Raw genomic sequence first — 18,235 nt, forward strand, 5'->3', positions numbered from 1 at the left:
ATGCATAGACGGGTAGAAGAAACACCGCCCCCGAGACAAGCGCAGTGCCTGTCCCGCGCGGCCGGGGCGGGAACGGCGCCCGAAGGCGCCGTCGATCAGATGCCGAGCGCCTGCTTGTAGGTCTCGAGCAGCATGTCCGCCTCGTCGCGGTGATGCTTTTCCATCCGGCGCAGGCGGATGATCGATCGCATCGTCTTCACGTCGAAGCCAGTCGACTTCGCCTCGGCATAGACATCCTTGATGTCGTCGGAGATGCCCTTCTTCTCCTCTTCCAGCCGCTCGATGCGCTCGATCAGAAGGCGCAGCTGCTCGGCGGAGATATTGTCGCTCATGATGGTCCTGTGGAATCTGTGGTGAACCGGGGCGTCTAGGCGATCCCCCGCCACCGCTCAACCGGTGCGTGAGGCTCGCGCGCCTCGTTCGGCCTTCAGGCGAGGTTGGTCGGATTGCGCGCCAGGCTTTCCTGCATGCGCGCGAGCTGCGCCTCCGTCGCCGGCGGCTGGTGGCTGGCCTTCCACTCGGCATAGGGCATGCCATAGATCAACTCGCGCGCGGTTTCCCGGTCGATCGGCTGCTCCGCGCGGATGCTCGCGTCCTCCACCCATTCCGACAGGCAGTTCCGGCAAAACCCCGCCAGCCCCATCAAGTCGATGTTCTGCGCGTCCGAGCGATGGCGCAGATGGCGCACCAGCCGCCGGAACGCGGCCGCAGCGATCCTGTCATCAAGATGATCGATGTCTGCCATTTATGCCCTCCAAGGTTGATCCGGATCGAAGAACAGTTAGAGCCGGTGGCTCGAAAACCAAGGATCGAGGATGACAAAGGCTTTCACGCCCCGCTCGCGCAAAGTCCGCGTGCTCGCGACACTGGGCCCGGCCAGCAACACTCCGGAGATGGTCGCTCGGCTGTTCGAAGCCGGCGCAGACGCGTTCCGGATCAACATGAGCCATGGCGACCAGGCGTCGAAGCTCCCGGTGATCGCGGCGATTCGCGCGCTGGAAAAAGAATATAACCGCCCGACGACGATCCTCGCCGATCTTCAGGGGCCGAAGCTGCGCGTCGGCCGCTTCGCCGAGGGCAAGGTGATGCTGGAGACCGGCAGTCAGTTCATCCTCGATCGCTCGGACGCGCCGGGCGACGCCACGCGCGTCGAGCTTCCCCACCGGGAGATCTTCGCCGCGATCACGCCGGAGGCTCGGCTGCTGCTGGACGACGGCAAGCTCGTGCTGCGCGTCGTGGAGCATGACGACACCCGCATCGTCACCCGTGTCGAAGTCGGCGGCATGCTCTCCAACAACAAGGGCCTGAACGTTCCGGACGTGGTGCTGCCGATGGCGGCGCTGACCCCCAAAGACATCAGCGACCTTCACTTCGCGGTGGACGCTGGCGTCGACTGGATCGCGCTCTCGTTCGTCCAGCGGCCCGAGGATCTGGCGGACGCCCGCAAGCTCATCCAGGGACGCGCGGCGCTGCTCGCCAAGATCGAGAAGCCGTCGGCCGTCGTCCGACTGGAAGAGATCGTCGAGCAGTGCGACGGCGTGATGGTGGCACGCGGCGACCTGGGCGTGGAGCTGCCGCCCCAGTCGGTGCCGCCGCTCCAGAAGCGGATCGTCGAGACCGCCCGCCGGCTGGGCCGACCGGTGGTGGTCGCGACCCAGATGCTCGAATCGATGATCACCTCGCCCTCGCCGACCCGCGCGGAAGTGTCGGACGTCGCGACGGCGGTCTACGACGGCGCCGACGCGATCATGCTTTCGGCGGAAAGCGCCGCCGGCTCCTGGCCGGCCGAGTCGGTCGCGATGATGGACGCCATCGCCAATTCGGTGGAGCGCGATCCCGGCCACGGCGACCGCGTCCACTTCACCATCACGCGTCCCGATCCGACCACCGCCGACGCGCTCGCCGAAGCTGCCAAGAACATCGCCCGCACGGTCGATGCCAAGGCGATCCTGTGCTTCACCATTTCCGGCTCGACCGCCCGGCGAATCGCACGCGAGCGTCCCGGCGTGCCGATCATGGTGCTGACTCCGAAGCTGGAGACCGCACGGCGACTCGGCCTGTTGTGGGGCGTGCACGCGGTCCACACCCGCGACGTCGGCTCGTTCGAAGAGATGATCGCCAAGGCCAAGCGGATGATGCTGCGCCACCACATGGCCGGCGCCTCCGACCGGGTGGTGGTCTGTGCCGGCGTGCCGTTCGGAACGCCGGGCTCCACCAACGTGCTGCACGTGGTGCGGCTGATCGGCGACGAGCTCAAGAACTACGAGAAGAACAAGGCCTGAAGCCGGCCCGGTGCTCCCGGAAAGCGGGAGCACCGGGTATGCGAACGCCAGCGCCTGCGGCCCTGGGCTCCTGCCTGCGCAGGAGCACGTGCCTGTTATTCGGGTAGCAGCCCCAGCCGCACCAGCTCGGCGCGGAAAGCCGCAGCGTCCGAGAAATGCACCGCGCGAAAGCCCGCGACATCGGCGGCGGCCACGTTGGCGAGGTTGTCGTCCACGAACACCGCCTCGCCCGGAGCCAAGCCGAATCGGCGCAGCGCCAGCGCGTAGATCGCCGGATCCGGCTTCACCAGCTTCTCATCGCCCGACACCACCACGTCGCGAAACCGGTCGAACAACTCCGGCGCGGTCGCGCGGAACGGCGGCCAGAACTCGCCGGAGAAGTTGGTGATCGCGTAGAGCGGCACGCCGGCGGCATCCAGTTCCGCGACGATCTCGGCCATGCCGGGCACGGGCCCGCCGATGCTTTCGTTGAAGCGCGGCCCCCAGGCGGCGATCAGCGCTTCATGCTCCGGATAGCGCGCGATCAGCTCGGCCGAGGTCTCAGCGAAGGCGCGGCCGGCATCATGCTGGAAATGCCATTCCTGAGTGACGACATCGCGCAGAAACGCCGCGAGCGCCTGATCGTCGTCGATCAGGCGCTCGTAGAGGAACCGAGGGTCCCAATGGTAGAGGACGTTGCCGACGTCGAAGACGACGGCCTTGACCGGGTTCGGCACGTCAACCGTCACCGAACCGGCAAGATCAGCCCTGGCGTGCCTTGAAACGGCGATTCGTCTTGTTGATGACGTAGATACGGCCACGGCGGCGGATCACGCGGTTGTCCCGGTGGCGATCCTTGAGCGACTTCAGGGAGTTGACGATCTTCATGACCGGGTTCGCTTCTCGAAATTTGGGCTGACAAAAAGAGGCGCCCGCCTAGAAGCTGACGGCTTCCAAGTCAAGGATGGCGGCATTGGAGCGGATGCGGCAAGCCGCGCGTTGAACACGGCACGACGATTCGGGCCGCACAGGAGCCAAGGCATGAACAAGCTCGTACTGGCGCTTACCGCAGGGATCGCAAGCCTTACCGCGGGCTGTGCGACCACCCAGCGTGCCGCCCCGATCGATGTGACCCGCTTTCACCTCGGTTCGCCCGTGGAGCCGGGCAGCTTCACGATCGAGCCGCTCCGCACCAACGCGACCATCAGCCCCGAGTACCAGACCTATGCCGACGCGGTTTCGCGCGAACTGAGTCACCTTGGCTTCACGCCTACACGCACCACGGTGAGCAGCGATTCGCGCTATGTCGTCTCGGTCGCATTCCTGCGCGCCACCCGCGGCTATGTGGAAAAGCCTGCACCCTTTTCCGTGGGCCTGGGCGCCGGCGGCGGCAGCTTCGGCCGGCGCTCGGGCGTGGGCGTCGGCGGCGGCGTGACCCTGCCCGTCGGCGGCGGCCGCCAGCAGGCGGTGATCGGCTCCGAGCTTTCCGCCCAGATCCGCCGCCGCGCGGACAACACGGTGGTCTGGGAAGGCCGCGCGATGACCGAGTCGCTGGAGGGCAAGACGTCGAGCCAGCCGATCACCGTGGCGGACAAGCTTGCCCGCGCCTTGTTCCAGGGCTTCCCCGGAGAGTCGGGGATCACTACCACGGTCAAATGAGCATCACCGTCAACGCCGCCTTCGACAGCGGCAACATCCGCCTCACCGGGATCGAGGGCGACACGCTGAACCTGGAGATCGTGCGCGATCACCAGTCCGACTTCTATCAGTGGTTCCACTTCCGCGTGGCCGGCGCCAAGGGGCGCCGGCTGACCTTCCGGATCACCAACGCCGGCGGCTCCGCCTATGCGTTCGGCTGGCCGGGCTATCGCACGCGGATGAGCACCGACCGCGTGGCATGGCGGCAGGTCGCCGACACCGACTATGCCGATGGCGTGCTGCGCTGGACGGCAGAGATCGACAGCGACCTCGTGTGGTTCGCCTATTTCGCGCCCTATACGATGGAGCAGCACGACGCGCTGGTGGCGCGAATCGGTGGGGAGCCCGGCGTCACCGTGCGCGAGCTGGGCCAAACGCTGGACGGCCGCGCGATCGATTGCCTGACGATCGGCACCGGCCCCAAGCAGGTCTGGTTCTACGCCCGCCAGCATCCCGGCGAATCGATGACCGAATGGTTCATGGAAGGCGCGCTGGAAAAGCTGGTCGATCCGGACGACGCCACCGCCCGCGCGCTTCGCGAAAAGGCGACGCTGCACCTGGTGCCCAACATGAACCCGGACGGCGCGTTCCGTGGCCACCTGCGCACCAATGCGGCCGGCGTGAACCTCAACCGCGAGTGGCATACGCCGACGCCCGAGCGCAGCCCCGAAGTGCTGTGCGTGCGCAACGCCATGGATGAGACCGGCGTCGTCTTCGCGATGGATGTTCACGGTGACGAGGCGATCCCCGCCAATTTCCTCGCCGGCTATGAGGGCATTCCCGCCTGGACCGATCCGCATGGCGAGAAGTTCTACGAATATGGCCGACGGCTCGCCGCGGCGACGCCCGACTTCCAGCTGGAGCTCGGCTATGTGAAGTCCGCACCCGGCCAGGCGAACCTGTCGATGTCGACCAACCAGCTCGCCGAACGCTTCGGCGCGGTGTCGATGACACTGGAGATGCCGTTCAAGGACCATGACGCGAACCCCGATCCGGAGTTCGGCTGGTCGCCCGAGCGTTCCAAGAAGCTCGCGCATTCCTGCCTCGACACGCTTGCCGGGATGATCGACGAGCTCTGATCCGTCCGTCCTGCCGTATCCATTTTCTCAAGGAGCCCCGATGCCCAGCCTCGTCCTCATTCGTCACGGCCAGTCCGCCTGGAACCTGGAGAACCGCTTCACCGGCTGGTGGGACGTCAACCTGACCGAGCAGGGCATCGCCGAGGCGACGGCGGCCGGCGAGCTGATGGCGGCCAAGGGCCTCGATTTCGACCAGTGCTTCACCAGCTTCCAGACGCGGGCGATCAAGACGCTCAACCTGGCACTGGAGTCGATGAGGCGGCTGTGGCTGCCGGTCGAGAAGGACTGGCGCCTCAACGAGCGGCACTATGGGGGTCTGACCGGCCTCGACAAGGCAGAGACCGCAGCCAAGCACGGTGAGGAGCAGGTCAAGATCTGGCGCCGCAGCTTCGACATCCCGCCGCCCCTGCCGGAGGCGGGAAGCCCCTACGACCTCAGCAACGATCGTCGCTATGCCGGCATCGCCGTACCTGCGACGGAGAGTCTGAAGGATACGATCGCGCGCGTGCTGCCCTATTGGGAGGCGCGGATCGTACCCGAGCTCAAGGCCGGCAAGCGCGTGCTGATCTCCGCGCACGGCAATTCGCTGCGCGCGCTGGTGAAGCACCTGTCCGGCATCTCGGACGCCGATATCGCCAGCCTGGAGATCCCGACCGGTCAGCCGCTGGTCTATGAGCTGGACGAGGCGCTCAACGCCACCGACCGCTACTATCTGCGCGACCGGTAAGGCCGTTTCGCAGCGTGGCACCTCGGGCAGGGCTTCCGGCCTTGCCCGGTGCCGTGCCGCTCTCTAGGAAGCCGGCTTCCTCGCATTCGGGACAGCGATGGCAGACCAACCTCTCGTCGGCATCATCATGGGCAGCACCTCCGATTGGGAGACGATGCGCCATGCAGCAGACGTGCTCGACGCCTTGGGCGTCCCGCACGAGACCAAGGTGGTGTCCGCGCACCGTACGCCGCGGCGTCTGGTCGACTATGCCGAGAGTGCGGCGGGACGTGGCCTCAAGGTGGTGATCGCCGGTGCCGGGGGCGCTGCGCACCTGCCCGGCATGGCCGCCTCGATGACGCGGCTGCCGGTGCTGGGCGTGCCGGTGGAATCCAAGGCCTTGAGCGGCATGGATAGCCTGTTGTCGATCGTGCAGATGCCGGCAGGCATCCCGGTCGGTACGCTCGCGATCGGCCGCGCCGGCGCCGTCAATGCGGGTCTGATGGCAGCAGCGATCCTGGCCGTCTCCGACGATGCGCTCGCCGCCCGCCTCGACACCTGGCGAGCCGCCCAGACCGACAGCGTGGCGATCGACCCGCAATGAGCCACGCGCCCGGCGCCACCATCGGCATCATCGGATCGGGCCAGCTCGGGCGGATGATCGGCATGGCCGCTGCCCAGCTCGGCTACCGCATTCATGTCTATGCGCCCGATACGGGGCCGGCCAATGACGTAGCGGCTGCGCACACCCGCGGCGCCTATGACGACTGCGCGGCGCTCGCCGAGTTCGCCGCCCAGGTCGACCTCGTCACCTACGAGTTCGAGAACATCGCCGCCGAGCCGATCGCGACGCTTGAGGAACAGGTGCCGGTTCACCCCTCCTCCAAGTCGCTGCGCGTGGCGCAGGATCGTGTCGCGGAGAAGCGCTTCGTCGAGGATCTCGGTGGCCGGCCCGCCCGCTGGGCGGCGGTCGCCAGCCGTGCAGAGTTGGACGCGGCGATCGCCACCATCGGCTGTCCCGCGGTGCTCAAGACGACGCGCTTCGGCTATGACGGCAAGGGCCAGGCCCGGCTTGCAGGGCCTGAGGACGCGGACGCCGCCTGGGCGGCGATTGGTGACGGCCCTGCGATCCTCGAGGCGTTCGTTCCCTTCACCCACGAATTCTCGATCATCCTGGCGCGCAGCCCGGACGGCGCGGTGGTCAGCTATCCGCCGGCGTGCAACGTCCACAAGGACGGCATCCTCGATACCTCGACCGTTCCCGCGCCGGCGGAAGTCGCCGCGCAATGGACCGAGGCGGCAGCACTCGCCGGCCGCGTCGGCGAGGCGCTCGGCCATGTCGGCGTGCTGACGCTGGAATTCTTCTGCGGCGCCGAAGGCCCGGTGTTCAACGAGATGGCGCCGCGCGTCCACAATTCCGGCCACTGGACGATCGAAGGCGCCGAGACCTCGCAGTTCGAGAACCATGTGCGCGCGATCTGCGGCCTGCCGCTCGGCCCAGTGCGGATGACGGGCCGCGAGGCGGTGATGACCAACCTGATCGGCGAAGACGCCGATGCCTGGCCCGAACTGATGGCGGAGCCGGGTGCCCACCTCCACCTCTACGGCAAGCGCGAGGTTCGTGCCGGCCGCAAGATGGGGCACGTCACGCGAGTCGTGCGCGACTGAGCCTCGCGGGGCGCTGCTCGCGCCTGCAAGTCCAAGCGTAGCCCTTACTTGGAGCGTCGCCATCTTCGGCGAGCGGTCGTCTCCCTGGCGACCGGCTCGGGCGGAGGTACGCACCTCCCGCGCGCGCTCCACTTTGAGATGCACGCCGCGCAACTGCCGGCAAGTTCATTGCATTTGCTGCAATCGCGCCGAAACGCCACATGGATGGGGACAGATGCTGCACCGCAGCAAACATCCAAGAGGTTCACCATGTTCAGCCTGATCGCGCTGTATTTCGCCTATCGCAACCAGACCGTCGGCGCGCACATCGCACCGGTCTCCAAGACCACTGCTGCCAACGACCGCGCGATCGTCGCCGAGTTCGCCAAGGCCGCCTGACGCCCGCGCCGCAACCGCGCGGCGCACTCCCGACGGGCGGAGCCGCGGCTCCGCCCGTGAGGGCTCAGCCCTCCACCCCGAGCTGCCACAGGACGAACGCCATTTCCTCGGCAGCTTCCTTCAGGCTCTCCCACCGGCCCGACTTGCCGCCATGGCCTGCGCCCATGTTGGTCTTGAGCAGCAGCACGTTGCTGTCGGTCTTGGTGAAGCGCAGCTTCGCGGCCCATTTGGCCGGCTCCCAATAGGTTACCCGCGGGTCGTTCAACCCGCCCGAGATGAACAGCGGCGGATAGCCCTGCGCCCGGACGTTGTCATAGGGGCTGTACGACCGAATCAGCTCGAACGCCGCCGGGTCCTCGATCGGATTGCCCCACTCCGGCCATTCGCCCGGCGTCAGCGGCAGCGTTTCGTCCAGCATCGTGTTGAGCACGTCGACGAACGGCACGCTCGCGACCACCGCGCCCCATAGCTCGGGGTCGGAGTTCACCACCGCGCCCATCAGCTCGCCGCCGGCCGATCCGCCCGCGATGGCGATCTGCCCTTCGCTGGTGAAGCCGTGCGCGATCAGCCCACGCGCCACGTCGACGAAGTCGTTGAACGTGTTGGTGCGCTTCTCCAGCTTGCCATCGAGATACCATTGCTGGCCGAGATCGTCGCCGCCGCGAATGTGCGCGATCGCGAACGCGACGCCGCGGTCGAGAAACGACATGCGGCTGGTCGAAAAGCCCGGCGGCACCGCATAGCCATAGGCGCCATAGGCATAGAGGTAGAGCTTGCCCGTGCCGTCGCGCGGGAAGCCGTTGGGATAGACCACCGACACCGGCACTTGCGTGCCGTCGCGCGCGACAATCTTCAACCGCTCGGTCGCGTATTTCGACGCGTCATAGCCGCTGGGAATGGTCTGGACCTTGAGCACGCGCTGCTCGGCGGTGGCGACGTCGTACTCGATCACCGTGCCGGGCGTGACCATCGATTCATAGCCGAGCCGCAGCGTGGTGACGGCATATTCGGGATTGTCACCAAGCCCCACGACATAGCTCGCCTCCGGAAACGCGATCGCCGTCGCCTCGCCGCCTTCGTAGCGGTGGAGAAAAATCTGATCGAGCCCGTCCTCGCGCCCCTCGACCACGAAGAAGTCGGCGAAGGTGGTGACGCCGGTCATGTAGAAATGGTCGCTCGGCGCCAGCCGCTCGGTCCATTCGGACGGACGTTCCAGTGGTGCGGTCACCAGCCGGAAGTTTGGGTGGGTGTCGTTGGTGTGGATGAAGAGCGTGCCGTCATGCTCCTCCACGTCGTACTCGACATGGGACTGGCGGGCGCGCACCAGGATCGGCTCGGCGGTGGGATCGTCGGCGGGGACCAGCCGCACCTCACTGGTGACATGGTCGCCGGCGGAGATCACCAGAAAGCGGCGCGACTGGGTCTCGCCCACCGACACGCGCCAGCCCTCGTCCGCCTCGTGGTACAACTCGACGTCCTGGTCGATTGGCGTGCCCAGCCGGTGCAGCCGGGCATTGTCGGTCCGCCACTGGTCGTTGGCGAGGCCGTAGAGGAAGCCTGAGGAGTCGGCGACCCACACAAGCTCCGACAGCGTGCCCGGGATCACATCGTCCAGCAGCGCGCCGGTGGTGAGGTCCTTGACCCGCGCCTCGAACCGCTCGGAGCCATTGTCGTCGATCGCGTACGCCAGGTAGCGGCCATCGGGGCTGATCGAGAGCGCGCCCAGCCGGAAATATTCCTTGCCCGCGGCCAGCGCCGGTTCGTCGAGGATCAGCTCGTCCGCGCCGCCTTTAACGGGCTTGCGCCACCAGCGGCGATATTCGCCGCCGGTCTCGAAGTCCGACCAGTAGAGCCAGTCGCCGTCCTTTTGCGGAACGGTGGAGTCGTCCTCCTTGATCCGTCCGCGCATCTCCTCGAACAGCCGGTCGGTGAGCGGCTGGTGAGGCGCCATGACGGCTTCGAAATAGCCGTTCTCCGCCTCAAGGTATCCGAGCACGTCCGGGTCGGTGACCTCCGGATAGCCGGCGTCGCGCAGCCAGGCCCAGGGGTCCTCTACGATGATGCCGTGGCGTTCGAAGCTGTGGGGGCGCTGCTCTGCGATGGGGGGCGTCGGATGGTTCATGCCCGCCCATGTGGGCCGGGACGCCGGCGAAGTCGAGGGGAGGCAACGCTTGCATCTATCGTGCTCCTGCGCAGGCAGGAGCCCAGGGACGAAGGGCAGCACGCCGCTCCCTTTCCGTACCCCGGCCCACGCCGGAGTTCAGTTGGGAAAGCCTCACCGTTCGCGCGCCTCCGCCAGACCATCGCGACTGGGCCCCGGCCTTCGCCGGGGTACACGGCTGGTTGGGATCTAGGGCGCCCCTAGCGCCCGCTTTCCAGCGCCAGCCGCTCGCGCAGGTTCGCCAGCTCCACCGCCGAGGCACGGGGCCGCTCCGGCGCCGGCTTGCCATCGCGCAGCCGCGCCCGGTCCTTCTCCGGCGGCTCCACCCGACGCACCCGCACCGCGGCATAGCCCTGCGTGCGGATGCCGAGTTGCTCGGCCGCGCCACGGCTCAGGTCCAGGATGCGCCCGCGCGAAAAGGGTCCGCGATCGTTGATCCGCAGCAAGATGGTGCGCCCGGTGTCGAGCGCCGTCACCTCGACATAGCTCGGCAGCGGCAGGGTGGTATGCGCGGCGGTGATCCCCTTAGGCCGGAAGCGCTCGCCGTTCGCCGTCTGGTTGCCGGATTCATTGCCGTACCAGCTGGCATAGCCGACCGCGTCGTAGCTCGGATCCTCGGCCGGCGTGTAGCGGATGCCGCGCACCGTATAGGGCTTGCCGATCTTGACCGGCGTGTCGCTCACGGGCCGGAAGTGCTTGCCGCCGCACGCGGCCAGGAGCGGCACCGCGAGCAGTGCCAGCCACGTCCCCCTGCGCATGGACGGGAGGGCGGACGGCATCTGGATCGCGTCGAGCATGCGGGCGAGGTATCGCAGCCGGCGGGGCGAATGAACCCCCAAGCGGTGAGCCGAGTCCCGGTGCGGCCCTGTCGCCCACCGGTTGAATCTGGCACAGCACAGCCTTCCGCAGCCGTGGGGCGTCCCCCGGCGCCGCCCCGACCGCCAGATGGATTGCCGATGCCTGCTTATTCCGAACGCCTCGCCACCCTCCGCACCCGCCTCGCACAAGAAGGGCTCGACGGGTTCGTCGTGCCGCTGACCGACGAGCATATGAGCGAATATGTCGGCGGCTATGCGCAGCGGCTGGCGTGGCTCACCGGCTTCCAGGGCTCGGCCGGTACCGCTGTCGTGCTGGCGGGCGAGGCGGCGATGTTCACCGACGGCCGCTATACGCTGCAGGTGCGCGAGCAGGTCGACGGCGCCGACTGGACCTATGTCCAGGTGCCGCAGGAGAGCATCGCCGGCTGGCTTGCCGGCCATGCGCCGCAGGGCGGCCGGATCGGCTATGATCCGTGGCTGCACACGCGCGAGTGGGTGGAGCGGACCGCCGCCGCCCTCGCCCCCCGCGGCGGCACGCTGGTGCCGGTCGCGGCAAATCCAATCGACGCGCTCTGGGCGGACCGGCCGGAGCCGTCCGACGCCCCCCTCGCCGTGCAGCCCGACACCCTCGCCGGCCGCAGCGCCGCCGACAAGCGGGCGGAAATCGCCGACTGGCTGCGCGCCCACGGCGCCGACGCGCTGGTGCTCTCCGCGCTCGATTCGGTCGCCTGGGCGTTCAACGTGCGCGGCACCGACGTGACCCACACGCCGGTCGCGCTCTCGTACGCGCTGGTCGCCGAGGACGGCACCGCCGAGCTGTTCGTGGCGCCCGACAAGGTTGGCGACGACGTCCACCGCCACCTGGGCAACGCCGTGCGCGTCCGCGACAAGGCGGAGTTCGCATCCGCCTTGCGCGCCCTTGCCGGCAAGCGCGTCGCCGTCGATCCCGAGCGGGCGGTCGCGGCGATCTTCGACGCGCTCGACGCGGGCGGGGCCATGCTGCTGCCGATGCGCGATCCGGTGGTATTGGCCAAGGCGATCAAGAACCCCGCCGAGATCGCCGGCCACCATTCCGCCCAGGCCCGCGATGCTGCCGCACTGGTGCGCTTCCTCAAGTGGTTCGAGGAGACCGCCCCTGCCGGTACGCTGACCGAACTCGACGTGGTGGCGCGGCTCCACGATTTCCGTGCCGAAACCGGCGTGCTCAAGGACGAATCGTTCGAGACGATCTCCGCCACCGGCGCGCACGGTGCCAGCCCGCACTACAAGGTCACGGACGAATCGAACGCGCCGATCCTGCCGGGCCAGCTGTTCCTGATCGATTCGGGCGGGCAGTACGCCGACGGCACCACCGACATCACCCGCGTGATGCCGGTCACCAAGCCCACGGCCGAGATGCGCGACCGCTTCACCCGCGTGTTGAAGGGCCACATCGCCGTCGCCACCGCCATCTTTCCGGACGGCACGACGGGCGCGCAGATCGATGCCTTTGCCCGTCGGCCGCTGTGGGAGGCGGGCCTCGATTTCGCGCATGGCACCGGCCACGGCATCGGCGCCTATCTGTCGGTCCACGAAGGCCCGCAGCGCATCGCCCAGCCGACCTATCCCGGCGGCGGCCCGCTGGAGCCACTGCGCGCCGGCATGCTGCTCTCCAACGAGCCCGGCTATTACAAGGCCGGCGAGTACGGCATCCGCATCGAGAATCTGATGCTGGTGGTGGAGCACACGCCTGCGGGTGGCGATGCGACCATGCTCGCGTTCCAGACGACCAGCTTCGTGCCGATCGAGCGGCGCCTGATCGAGCCTGAGCTCCTCACCCCGGACGAACGCGCGTGGCTGGACGCCTACCACGCCGAGACGCTGCGTCGGGCCGCGCCGCTGCTGGATGCGGATACCCGCGCCTGGCTGGAGGAGAAGTGCGCACCGATCGGGTGAGAGACCGGGATACGCATGCTCCCGTCACCCTGGCGAACGTCAGCGTGACAGGGGCGGGTATCCGCCCTCTTCAGCGGTCCCGATCCTCCTGCGAGGCGCCAGCGCGCTCCTCGACGGGCGCAGGCGCCCCTTCCCCCGCGCGCGCCTGTGCCTTGCGCCGCCGCAGATTGTCGCGCAGCGCCTGCGCCAGCCGGGCCTGTTTTTCGGGGTCGTTCATCGCGCTTCGCATAAACCGCGCCATGCCGGGTTGACAATCATCCGCGCCCCGCACATAGGCGCCCCTCCGCTGGCAACTGCCGGCGTGTGCTGCCGTAGCTCAGTGGTAGAGCGCATCCTTGGTAAGGCTGAGGTCGTGAGTTCAATCCTCACCGGCAGCACCATTTTCTCCTAGAAAATCAGAGACTCCCTTCGGGGACCCGCCCACGCACCAAGACGCGCGCGGCGCGCTTTCGCGCGTCGCGTTCAGGCTGCAGGCTTCGGGAACAACGGCGGCGCAGCGCTGCTGCACCGCCGCCGGAAGGATCAGTGCGCGGCGCTGGTGTCCGCCGCGCGGCGCGGCCGAGGGGCCAGCCAGATGATCATCGCCGCCCCGAAGAAGGCGAGGGCCGACAAGAGGAAGATGTGCGTGGTGGCAAGCGCCATCGCCTCCTTGTCCACCAGTTGCGCCACGATCGCGCGCACCTGGTCGAGCGGCATGCCCTGCGCGCTCAGCGCGTCGATGGTGTGGCCTTCGTTGAGTCGACCGGCCACCTCGCTGCGGGCCACGCGGGAGCTGTCGTCCCACATGGTCGTCACCACCGAGGTGCCGATCGCGCCCGCCATGGTGCGCAGGAAGCTCATCAGGCCGGCGGCGGCGGCCGTCTCCTTCGGGTCCACCGATCCCAGCGCCAGCGTCATCAGCGGCACGAAGAAGAATGGCATGCCGAACCCCTGGAGCAGCTGCGGAAAGGCGAGCGTCCAGAAATCCGCGCCGCTGTTCCACTGCGTGCGTAGCAGCGTCGTCATGCCCAGCCAGACGATACCGAAGCATACCAGCCCGCGCGGATCGACCTTGGTCGAGAGCTTCGCGACGATCGGCGACATCACCACCGCCGCCACGCCGTTGAACGCCGTCGCATAGCCCGCATAGGTCGCGGTGTAGCCCAGGCTCGTCTGGAGCCACTGCGGGATGATGACGGCGGAGGCAAAGAAGGTGCCGAACGCGAAGAACAGCGAGGTGACCGCCACCGTATAGCCGCGGTGCCGGAACACGCGCAGGTCCACGATCGGCTGGTCCTCCGTCGCCTCCCACGCAAGGAACACCAGGAAGCCGACACCGGCGATCACTGCCAGTCCGACGATCATCGGATCCGCGAACCAGTCATGCTCGCGGCCCAGATCCAGCATGATCTGCAAGGCGCCGATCCACAGCAGCATCAGCATCAGGCCGATCTTGTCGACGCGCAGCGGCTGGGTCGGCGTCTCGGCATGGCGCAGCAGTCGCATCGCGCCGAATGCGCACAGCGCCGCCACGGGGATGTTGATGAAGAAGATCCAGTGCCACGACCAGCTGTCGCTGATCGTGCCGCCTAGGATCGGCCCCAGGATCGGCGCGACCACCGTGGTCATCGACCAGGCGCCCATTGCCTGCGCGCGCTGGTCGGGGCGGAAGATGCGCATCAGCAGCGTCTGCGACAGCGGCATCAGCGGTCCGCCGCACAGCCCCTGCCCGATCCGGCACGCGATCAGCATGCTCAGGCTGGTCGACAGTCCGCACAGCACCGAAAAGATGCCGAAGCCGATCATGCCGACCGTGAATACCCGCACCGCGCCGAACCGGCCGGAAAGCCAGCCGGTGAGCGGCACGCACACGGCCTCCGCGACCGCATAGGAGGTGATGATCCACGTCCCCTGGCTGCCCGAGATGGCGAGGCTGCCGGAGATGTGCGGCACGGAGACGTTGGCGATGGTGGTGTCGAGCACCACCATGAAGTTGGTGAGCGCGAGGACCGCGCCCGCAAGCAGCAGCCGCACGCCCGTAAGGGGCGTGGGCGACTCGGCCTTGGCGTTCATGGGCCTGTCCTTAAAGCGGTTGCGAGGCAGGTGGCATCAGCTGCCGGCTCGGCAACCGCGACAACAAAAGGAAACCAGAGCGGCGATCCGGGGAAGCCGGATCGGACACCGCTCTAGTGCGAGCGGAGGTCGATCTCGGCGTCCATCGACAAGCCGACGCGCAGCGGATGCGCCTGCAGCTCCTTGGGGTCGAGCGCCACGCGCACCGGCAGGCGCTGGACCACCTTGATCCAGTTGCCGGTCGCGTTCTGCGCCGGGATCAGCGCGAACGACGATCCGGTGCCGCCCGAGAAGCCGATGACGCGGCCGTGATATTCGATGTCGCCGCCATAGAGGTCGGAGGTGAGCGTCACCGGCTGGCCGACCTTCACGCGATCCAGCTGGCCTTCCTTGAAGTTGGCATCGACGTAGAGCTGGTTGAGCGGCACGATCAGCATCAGCGCGGTGCCCGGAGCGACGCGCTGTCCGACCTGGACGTTGCGGCGCGTGATGACCCCGTCGATCGGCGCGCGGATCACGGTGCGCTCCAGATCGAGCTTGGCCTGCGCGAGCTTGGCCTGGGCGGCGAGCACTTCGGGTGCGGTCGCAGCCGTAGTGCCGCGGATCAGCGCATTGTTGGCGGCCAGCTGGCCAGTCGCCTGACCGCGGGTCGAGCTCGCCTGGGCAACGCCGGCACGCGCCAGCTCCAGGTTCGCACGGGCCGTGGCAAAGGCGTTGGTCGCGCTGCTCAGTTCTTCGCCCGAGACGGCGCCATTGGGCGCCAGCCGCTGGCGACGCTCCAGGTCCAGCCGCGCGCGCTCATAGTCGGCCTGTGCGGCGACCAGCTGTGCGCGGGCACGGGCGATGTCGGCGTCCCGCGCTTCCACCTGCGCAGCAAGCGCGGTGCTGGTGGCGGACGTCTGGCCATATTGGCGCTGCGCCCGCGCCAGATCCGCCTCGGCCTGCGCGACGGCGATGCGCGCGTCGCTGTCGTCGAGGCGGACCAGCACCGTGCCCTTGCGCACCGTCTGGGTGTCCGCAACCGCGACGCTCGCGACCTGGGCCGCGATCATCGGCGTGACGCTCGCGGTATCGGCGCCGACATAGGCGTTGTCGGTGCTGACATAGTGGCGGGAGACCAGCAGGTAATAGGCGCCGAAGATCACCGCTGCGATCAGCACCAGTACGGCGATGATCCCCAGCAACTTCTTGCGCCGGCCGTTGGGCTTGGCGCCCTCGCCTGCGGCAGCCTGGTTGGGAAGGGCGGCGTCAGCCATGGGTCGGGTCCTTGCGTGCGGTCGTGGCCGCGATGTTGGTGGAAAAGCCGCCGCCGAGCGCGCGGACGAGCTGGACGTCGAGCGCGAAGGACCGCGCCTCCAGGTCGGCAACCGCGGTGCGGTTCTGCAGCACCCGGTCTTCGGCGGTGAGAACGTCGAGGAAGGTCGAAAGCCCGCCCTCGTAGCGCTGTCGCGCGAGCGACCACGCCTCTTCGGAGGCGGCAAGCGCCTCGCGGGTCTGGGCGAGCCGCTCGACGAGCGCGCGCTGGCTGGTCACCGCGTCGGCGACCTCGCGATAGGCGTTGGCAACCGTGCCGTCGTAGCTCGCGACCGCCTCGTCATAGCTGGCGCGCGCGCCGCGATACTGGCCCGACAGCTGCCCGCCGCGGAAGATCGGCAGGGTGAACGCCGGCCCGACCTGACCATAGGTGGACCCGCCCTTGAACAGGTTGCCCAGGCCGAGCGACTGGAAGCCTACCAGCGCGTTGAGGTTGATCGCAGGATAGAAGTCGGCACGTGCGACCTTGATCTCGCTCGCCCGCGCCTCGACCCGCGCCCGCGCGGCGGCAATGTCGGGCCGGCGGCCGATCAAGTCGGTGGTGACGCCGGCCGGCAGCGCCCGCGCCCCCGGCGGAAGCGGCGGCAGCGCGATGCTCAGCCCCCGGTCCGGCCCCTTGCCCAGCAGCGCGGCGAGCCGGTTGCGGGTCAGGCCGATGTTCTCGTCGATCGCGGCAATCTGTGCGCGGATCGTTGGGATGGCTGCCTCTGCCTGCTTCACTTCTGCCCGCGTATCGAGGCCGTTGGTGACGCGCTGCGCGACCAGTCGCTCGGTCTGCCTGCGGACTTCCAGCGAGCGCAGCTGCACCGCCCGCTCGGCGGCCTGGCGCGCCAGATCGGCATAGGCCGAAGCGATGTTCGTCGAGAGCACCAGTCGCGCCTGCTCGACATCGATCCGCGACGCTTCCGCTTCCGAAGTGGCGGCGGCCAGGGCTGCTCGGTTACGGCCCCACAGGTCCAGATCGAAGCCCAGGGTCGCGGCGACCGAACCGGTGTCGTTCCAGCCGTGCGGCACGAAATCGGCTGGGATGCCGTTGTTGTAGCTCTGCTTGTTCTCGCTGACGTTGCCCTCGATGCCCACCGACGGCAGCCGGGCAGCGCCGCGCTGCTCGACGATCGCGCGTGCGGCGCGTAGCCGGGCGGCGGCGGCGACGACATCCGGGGAGTCGGCCAGCCCCTCCTCGATGAGCGCGCTCAGTTGCGGGTCGCCGAAGCCCGACCACCAATCGGTTGCCGGCCAGGCGGAGGCGGTAGACGTGGTTGCCAGGCTCTGCTCGGCGGCAAAGCTCTGGGAGGTTCGCACCTCGGGCCGGGCGCCCAGGTTCGGCACTGGAGCACAGGCCGCCAGCGGGACGACACCGGCCGCGGCGGCAAGCAGCAACGGCCGGAAGGAAAATCGGATCATGAAGCAAAACCGTACTGATTGGTACGGTGCGGCAGATGGCCCTGCGCCGCAGCCTTGTCAACCGAAAACTGTACTCTATAGTACGGTTATGGAACAGGATGCGAAAAGGAGCTGCGGCAAGCGCGAGGCACGCAAGCAGGACCGGCGCCTGACGATCATGGCAACGGCGCGCCGGATGTTCCTGGAGAACGGTTATGCCGCGACGTCCATGTCGGCGATCGCGGCCGAGCTGGGTGGCTCAAAGGCAACGCTGTGGAACTACTTCCCTTCCAAGGAAGAGCTGTTCGATGCGGTTCTCGACGACGCAACCGCAGTTTATCGCCAGCAGCTGACGGATCTACTGCGACCCACGCCCGACATGGCAGCAACGGTGCTGGCCTTTACGCGCAGCTTCATCGCGAAGATCACCTCTCTGGAAGCGGTACAGCTCCATCGCCTGGTCGCCACGGAAGCGGCGCGCTCGCCTGAGGTGGGCAGGATCTTCTCGCGCGTGCCCCAGCGCACTCGCCAGCTGCTGGCTGAGTTTTTCGCCGCTGCCATGGCCACAGGGCAGCTTCGCCAGGCGGACCCGGCCGATGCCGCCAACGTGGTCACCTATCTTTGCATGGGGCTGCAACAGCGCATGCTGTGGGGCGGCGCGGCGCCCTCTGCGGCGGAGATCGAGGCCGGTGCTCAGACCGCGACCGAGGTGTTCCTGCGCGCCTACGCGCCGGACGGAACCGGCGGCGCCTGAGCTCTCGTCTTGGTGGGGCCGAGGATGC

At 68.2% G+C, this 18,235-nt stretch carries 19 protein-coding genes and 1 tRNA gene; 10 read left to right on the plus strand and 10 right to left on the minus strand.

The genetic code is table 11. From position 1 onward, the window contains the following. Window positions 1–95: 95 nt before the first annotated feature. Window positions 96–332: a DUF2312 domain-containing protein gene (locus EDF69_RS01040; RefSeq protein ID WP_125959346.1), complete on the minus strand. Its 237-nt coding sequence runs from the start codon at window positions 330–332 to the stop codon at window positions 96–98. A gap of 95 nt (window positions 333–427) precedes the next feature. Continuing rightward, a complete protein-coding gene (locus tag EDF69_RS01045; RefSeq protein ID WP_132883344.1) occupies window positions 428–745 on the minus strand; it encodes a DUF1244 domain-containing protein in 318 nt (105 codons plus the stop codon). Window positions 746–815: 70 nt separating this feature from the next. On the opposite strand from EDF69_RS01045, the gene pyk reads away from it, so the two are divergent. Continuing rightward, the gene (pyk, locus tag EDF69_RS01050; protein ID WP_132883345.1) at window positions 816–2,282 is read left to right on the plus strand and encodes a pyruvate kinase; all 1,467 of its coding nucleotides are present in this window, start codon (window positions 816–818) and stop codon (window positions 2,280–2,282) included. A gap of 95 nt (window positions 2,283–2,377) precedes the next feature. Here pyk and EDF69_RS01055 read toward each other — a convergent pair whose 3' ends face one another. Together EDF69_RS01055 and ykgO are read right to left on the minus strand one after the other, a co-directional pair. Continuing rightward, entirely contained in the window at window positions 2,378–3,010 is a 633-nt protein-coding gene (locus tag EDF69_RS01055) for an HAD-IA family hydrolase (RefSeq protein ID WP_132883346.1), read from the minus strand. A 13-nt stretch (window positions 3,011–3,023) separates the two neighbouring features. Then, window positions 3,024–3,149 carry a type B 50S ribosomal protein L36 gene (ykgO, locus tag EDF69_RS01060; RefSeq protein WP_055755695.1) on the minus strand — a complete coding sequence of 42 codons (126 nt, stop codon included), beginning with the start codon at window positions 3,147–3,149 and terminating at the stop codon, window positions 3,024–3,026. 153 nt (window positions 3,150–3,302) lie between these two features. Here ykgO and EDF69_RS01065 point away from each other — a divergent pair, with 153 nt between their 5' ends. The 6 genes from EDF69_RS01065 to EDF69_RS19765 all read left to right on the plus strand — a co-directional run bounded on the left by EDF69_RS01065 (window position 3,303) and on the right by EDF69_RS19765 (window position 7,790). Then, on the plus strand, window positions 3,303–3,920 hold the full coding sequence (locus tag EDF69_RS01065) for a DUF4136 domain-containing protein (protein ID WP_132883347.1): 618 nt from the start codon (window positions 3,303–3,305) through the stop codon (window positions 3,918–3,920). Continuing rightward, window positions 3,917–5,038 carry a M14 family metallopeptidase gene (locus EDF69_RS01070; RefSeq protein ID WP_132883348.1) on the plus strand — a complete coding sequence of 374 codons (1,122 nt, stop codon included), beginning with the start codon at window positions 3,917–3,919 and terminating at the stop codon, window positions 5,036–5,038. The genes EDF69_RS01065 and EDF69_RS01070 overlap by 4 nt, the downstream gene beginning before the upstream one ends. Window positions 5,039–5,078: 40 nt before the next feature. Beyond that, window positions 5,079–5,765, plus strand: a complete 687-nt coding sequence (gpmA, locus tag EDF69_RS01075) for a 2,3-diphosphoglycerate-dependent phosphoglycerate mutase (protein WP_132883349.1) — start codon at window positions 5,079–5,081, stop codon at window positions 5,763–5,765. A 97-nt stretch (window positions 5,766–5,862) separates the two neighbouring features. Then, window positions 5,863–6,348: a 5-(carboxyamino)imidazole ribonucleotide mutase gene (purE, locus tag EDF69_RS01080; protein WP_125959353.1), complete on the plus strand. Its 486-nt coding sequence runs from the start codon at window positions 5,863–5,865 to the stop codon at window positions 6,346–6,348. Beyond that, entirely contained in the window at window positions 6,345–7,412 is a 1,068-nt protein-coding gene (locus EDF69_RS01085) for a 5-(carboxyamino)imidazole ribonucleotide synthase (protein ID WP_132883350.1), read from the plus strand. The genes purE and EDF69_RS01085 overlap by 4 nt, the downstream gene beginning before the upstream one ends. A gap of 249 nt (window positions 7,413–7,661) precedes the next feature. Then, window positions 7,662–7,790: a hypothetical protein gene (locus tag EDF69_RS19765; RefSeq protein WP_272695160.1), complete on the plus strand. Its 129-nt coding sequence runs from the start codon at window positions 7,662–7,664 to the stop codon at window positions 7,788–7,790. Between the two features lie 64 nt (window positions 7,791–7,854). Here EDF69_RS19765 and EDF69_RS01090 read toward each other — a convergent pair whose 3' ends face one another. Then, a complete protein-coding gene (locus tag EDF69_RS01090) occupies window positions 7,855–9,912 on the minus strand; it encodes a S9 family peptidase (RefSeq protein WP_132883351.1) in 2,058 nt (685 codons plus the stop codon). Window positions 9,913–10,151: 239 nt separating this feature from the next. After that, the gene (locus EDF69_RS01095) at window positions 10,152–10,709 is read right to left on the minus strand and encodes a septal ring lytic transglycosylase RlpA family protein (protein WP_132883401.1); all 558 of its coding nucleotides are present in this window, start codon (window positions 10,707–10,709) and stop codon (window positions 10,152–10,154) included. Between the two features lie 198 nt (window positions 10,710–10,907). On the opposite strand from EDF69_RS01095, the gene EDF69_RS01100 reads away from it, so the two are divergent. After that, a complete protein-coding gene (locus EDF69_RS01100) occupies window positions 10,908–12,704 on the plus strand; it encodes an aminopeptidase P family protein (protein WP_132883352.1) in 1,797 nt (598 codons plus the stop codon). Between the two features lie 70 nt (window positions 12,705–12,774). Here the strand turns inward: EDF69_RS01100 and EDF69_RS01105 are convergent, their stop codons facing one another. Beyond that, window positions 12,775–12,921 (minus strand): hypothetical protein, encoded by a 147-nt coding sequence (locus tag EDF69_RS01105; protein WP_165890016.1) that lies wholly within the window; start codon window positions 12,919–12,921, stop codon window positions 12,775–12,777. Between the two features lie 88 nt (window positions 12,922–13,009). Between EDF69_RS01105 and EDF69_RS01110 the strand changes: the two genes are divergently transcribed. Continuing rightward, window positions 13,010–13,084 (plus strand) — tRNA-Thr (locus EDF69_RS01110). 142 nt (window positions 13,085–13,226) lie between these two features. On the opposite strand, the gene EDF69_RS01115 is transcribed toward EDF69_RS01110, so the two are convergent. The 3 genes from EDF69_RS01115 to EDF69_RS01125 all read right to left on the minus strand — a co-directional run bounded on the left by EDF69_RS01115 (window position 13,227) and on the right by EDF69_RS01125 (window position 17,474). Continuing rightward, window positions 13,227–14,756, minus strand: coding sequence for a DHA2 family efflux MFS transporter permease subunit (locus tag EDF69_RS01115; protein WP_132883353.1), 1,530 nt, complete (start codon window positions 14,754–14,756; stop codon window positions 13,227–13,229). A 113-nt stretch (window positions 14,757–14,869) separates the two neighbouring features. Beyond that, window positions 14,870–16,012 carry an EmrA/EmrK family multidrug efflux transporter periplasmic adaptor subunit gene (locus EDF69_RS01120; protein WP_132883354.1) on the minus strand — a complete coding sequence of 381 codons (1,143 nt, stop codon included), beginning with the start codon at window positions 16,010–16,012 and terminating at the stop codon, window positions 14,870–14,872. Further along, window positions 16,005–17,474 (minus strand): efflux transporter outer membrane subunit, encoded by a 1,470-nt coding sequence (locus EDF69_RS01125; protein WP_132883355.1) that lies wholly within the window; start codon window positions 17,472–17,474, stop codon window positions 16,005–16,007. The genes EDF69_RS01120 and EDF69_RS01125 overlap by 8 nt, the downstream gene beginning before the upstream one ends. On the opposite strand from EDF69_RS01125, the gene EDF69_RS01130 reads away from it, so the two are divergent. Next, entirely contained in the window at window positions 17,473–18,207 is a 735-nt protein-coding gene (locus EDF69_RS01130; RefSeq protein WP_239555221.1) for a TetR/AcrR family transcriptional regulator, read from the plus strand. The genes EDF69_RS01125 and EDF69_RS01130 overlap by 2 nt on opposite strands. The last annotated feature ends 28 nt before the right edge of the window (window positions 18,208–18,235 follow it).

Origin of the sequence: Sphingomonas sp. JUb134 (genome assembly GCF_004341505.2) — a bacterium.
Lineage (GTDB): Bacteria > Pseudomonadota > Alphaproteobacteria > Sphingomonadales > Sphingomonadaceae > Sphingomonas.